Here is a 3,023-nt window from a genome sequence, read left to right on the forward strand (position 1 = left end):
GCCTCCTCGTCACCACCGAGGCGATGGTCGCCGACGCTCCGAAGAAGGACGCGCCTCCCCCGATGCCGGGCGGCGGCGGCATGGGCGGCATGGACTTCTGAAGCCGACGAGTATCAAACGAAACGGACAGGCCGCCTCACGGCGGCCTGTCTGCTTCCGACCGGAAGTTCAAGCTCCGTCTCCTCCCAGTCCCGGTCCGCCCCATCGGGATCTGCAGGCGAGACGAGCCAGAGCCACAGGTCACGCTCGCCAATCTCGACGAGGCTGACAAAGCCGCGGTCCCATCGCGCCGTCCAGATTCGGCCGACATGGTGGATCGGCCCCATGAGCTGCCCAGGTCCGCCAGGATGATCCGTCCGAGCGACTTCGCTGCGGAGGCGCTGCTCGGGTGTGCCCGTAGGCCGCTCCTTGACCTCCATGGACAGAGCGAAGTCCGTCGAGCGGCGCCGGCCCTGGCAGTCGATCTCGCCGACATTCTCCACCCACAAGCGTTCGTCGGACTTGACCTTAACGCTCGACGGGACTCGGAGCGGCGCGGGAGCAGCATCCGCCGGCGTGACGGTCAGCACCATGGCAAGGACCAGAGCACTCATGGCCGTGCCTCCCAGGTCACTCCGGCTGCATCTACATGGGCTCGGCTCATGCCTTCAAGGGGCAGGGTGTCCCGTACAGCGCCAATATGCGCGTGCCCGGAAGGAGATGCTGGGTATCGATATGCCTGAAAGGCTCCGTTCATATCAGGTTCTGCGTGGAGAGCTCGTTTTTCAGGAACGCGTAATAGATCGGGGCCGCTACCACGCCAGCGATCCCGAAGATTGCCTCCATGACAAACATCGCGAGCAGAAGCTCCCAGGCTCGCGCATGGATCTGTGTACCCATGACGCGGGCATTCACGAAGTACTCCAGCTTGTGAATCACTACCAGGAACACAAGCGAACTCACCGCCAACAGGGGCGACACGCTCAAGCTCACCACCACGATGACGGTGTTGGAGATCAGGTTTCCGATCACGGGCAGAAGTCCAGCGATGAAGGTCACCGCCACCATCGTTTTCGTCAGCGGCAGCTTGCCCTCAATCCAGGGCACGATCAGGAACAGGTAGAAGGCCGTCAGAGCGGTGTTCAGGGCCGAGATCCTGATCTGGGCAAACACCACGCTGCGAAAGGCAGCCCCAAGGAGGCGCACCCGGTTGGTCAGCGCGCGCACTAAGGGCCCATGCTCGTTGCCGCCGGCCTCACGGCTGACAGCAATCATGCCACCGATGATCATGCCGATCAGGATGTGAACCAACGTCCGCCAGATATCCTGGCCGATGGAGCGCAACTGGTCCGCATGCTCGCGCAACCATGTCGAGGCGGTGGTCCGCAGCTCATCTGGGTCAGCTGGAACCGAGCTGAGGGCCCAGGCAGGAAGATGGGCGCGGGCGGTCTCGATGATCTCAGCCATCTTCCGGAGGAGAACTGCAAGGCTTTCCGAACCGCCAGACAGCAGGGCGATCAGGCCCAGGATCCCCGCTCCGAGCGCAACAATGACGATGGTAGCGAGAAGGGCCGCGACAAGGATCTTCCCGGTCCGGCGGGCCACTAGATCGCTGCTGCGACTGGGCGCCAGCAGATGGACCAGTTCGTAGACCAGCAACCCTGCCAGGAGCGAGGCGAGCAGGCCGAGCCATAGCGTGGCGACTAGGACGATGGCAGCGAGGATCTGGGTTGTGATCTCAAGCCGGAGAGAGCTGGCCGCCAGTCCCTTGGATGGAAATGGCGTAACCGGCGGTGGAGGTCGTCCAATAGGGTCGAGCATGTGATCGGACCAGTCGATTGCGTTCTGGAAGACTCTGCGCCTGCGATCGCGGTGTGAAAAGCAGCCTGCTCCATGCCTTAACGCCCCGCTTACCGAGATCCGCGAGGTTGCCCGTTCAGATTGAGGAAGGAGCAACCATGACCAACACGACCGATACCGTAGGCGTCGCCGGCGACCGCATCCGCTCCATCATCGAGCGCATCGAGAAGGTCGAGGAGGAGATCAAGGATCTGATGGAAGCCAAGAAGGAGATCTTCCTGGAGGCCAAGAGCGAGGGCCTTGACGTCAAGATCCTCAAGGAGATCCTCAAGCTGCGGAAGCTCGACAAGGACGAGCGCGACGAGCACGAGACCTTGCTCGAGGTCTATCTGCGCGCCATGGATGCGCCCACGCCCGCTCCCGTCGCCCAGGCAGCCTGATATCAATTCGTTCCGTGACGGGGTGAGCCCTTCGACCTGCGCTTGCGCTGCCCCGTCGCCCCTACCTACGCTACCCTACTCGCTCCTCGGCGCCGCCTCGGTGAGGCGGCGAGAAAGCTGACCATCGAGGGATGACCATCGGCCTGCTCTCACTGCAGGTGAACGTCATTACCCGATTTCAGCCTTCGAAGCGCCTCCGTGAGCAGCACATGCAGCCGCTCGATCGAGGTGTGCCCGAGCGGGATGCCAACCTGCGCGCCATCGATTGTTTCGAGGAGAACGATCGTCGTCTCCTCTCCGAGCATGATCTCTGGCTTAGCCATACACATTGGCAGAATGAATGTTTCTCCGCCCTCAAGGTCGACATCAGTCGCCTTCTCAACGTCGAAAGCCTTGCCTCTTTTCGCCACTCTGACAGCCCTGTCCGTTGCCGCTGCGCCGGCCGATGTCAGCCCATCACAAGCACGCGAGTCTCAGCCCTTCGTGCCTGTTCGGCAAGGTGACGGATTGCTCCAGCTGGGATGACCACCCTGCAGGCTTATTGGTCAGTCTGGCCAAGCTGAAATCAAGCCGCTTCGGTCATGCTGTTGTTCAATTTTCGTCAGCCTGTTTCGGGAGGTGGTACAGGCGGTACCGAGGGTACTGCAGAGCGGAAACGAGCAAGCTCAGGTGGTACCGTCAGTGGGACAGCGTGGTACCGGAAAGCCGCTACGGCCTGTTCGGCCTTGAACGTGTTCCGTGTGCGGGCGTTTTGCTCCTCCTGACTGGGAGGAGTGATGCTGGACGACGCAGAATGGAGAAAGC

At 62.1% G+C, this 3,023-nt stretch carries 4 protein-coding genes; 1 reads left to right on the forward strand and 3 read right to left on the reverse strand.

Translation table 11 applies throughout. The annotated features are described in order from the left end of the window. Positions 1-113: 113 nt before the first annotated feature. Both WDW90_RS35910 and WDW90_RS35915 read right to left on the reverse strand, forming a co-directional pair. Positions 114-593 carry a hypothetical protein gene (locus tag WDW90_RS35910; protein WP_336492522.1) on the reverse strand — a complete coding sequence of 160 codons (480 nt, stop codon included), beginning with the start codon at positions 591-593 and terminating at the stop codon, positions 114-116. A gap of 139 nt (positions 594-732) precedes the next feature. Further along, positions 733-1,800 (reverse strand): AI-2E family transporter, encoded by a 1,068-nt coding sequence (locus tag WDW90_RS35915; protein ID WP_336492523.1) that lies wholly within the window; start codon positions 1,798-1,800, stop codon positions 733-735. A 137-nt stretch (positions 1,801-1,937) separates the two neighbouring features. Here WDW90_RS35915 and WDW90_RS35920 point away from each other — a divergent pair, with 137 nt between their 5' ends. Further along, on the forward strand, positions 1,938-2,219 hold the full coding sequence (locus WDW90_RS35920; RefSeq protein WP_336492524.1) for a DUF2312 domain-containing protein: 282 nt from the start codon (positions 1,938-1,940) through the stop codon (positions 2,217-2,219). A gap of 149 nt (positions 2,220-2,368) precedes the next feature. On the opposite strand, the gene WDW90_RS35925 is transcribed toward WDW90_RS35920, so the two are convergent. Continuing rightward, entirely contained in the window at positions 2,369-2,629 is a 261-nt protein-coding gene (locus WDW90_RS35925; RefSeq protein WP_336492525.1) for a hypothetical protein, read from the reverse strand. Positions 2,630-3,023: the final 394 nt, after the last annotated feature.

The organism is Methylobacterium nigriterrae (assembly GCF_037106235.1).
Classification (GTDB): domain Bacteria; phylum Pseudomonadota; class Alphaproteobacteria; order Rhizobiales; family Beijerinckiaceae; genus Methylobacterium; species Methylobacterium nigriterrae.